Source organism: Prevotella sp. LCP21S3_D2 (assembly GCF_052118345.1).
Classification (GTDB): Bacteria; Bacteroidota; Bacteroidia; order Bacteroidales; family Bacteroidaceae; genus Prevotella.
This window is the reverse complement of the sequence record NZ_JBQKHJ010000114.1, coordinates 1-370: the sequence shown is the minus strand read 5'-3', so window position 1 is coordinate 370 and position 370 is coordinate 1. Positions and strand designations below refer to the sequence as shown.

The 370-nt window shown below is 45.9% G+C and carries 1 pseudogene; it reads right to left on the bottom strand.

Going from position 1 to position 370, the window contains the following annotated elements:
* Positions 1-370: pseudogene (locus ACTQ16_RS16855) on the bottom strand (IS1380 family transposase); the annotation flags it as partial.

The following is a 370-nucleotide window of genomic DNA, read 5'->3' as shown; positions in this document are numbered from 1 at the left end:
GTCGGCTCTGAAGCGATTCACACGGATGCTGTTGGCTTCCAGTAGGGCAAAGAATCTCTTGTGGGTCTCAGCCTGATAAAAGCGCACATTTGTGTTGCCATCGCTGTTCTCGACATAGACAATCATGTCACCGATGACATATACGCCAGGTCTGTAGCCGAGGAACTTCTTGTATGTCGGTTTTGCATCATACTTCTCTGTTTCAAGGAACTGATGGTCGAAATCAACATCGTAGGTTTCCACCTCATTCAGTTCACCAGTGGAAACCAAGGCTTTTATAAGCAAGGCGTTGAGCTTGTCTGCCGTATTGAAATCATAGGTCTTGCCCTTATCGGAAGTATATGAGATGTTTTCCTGTGTCAGTTCCTTG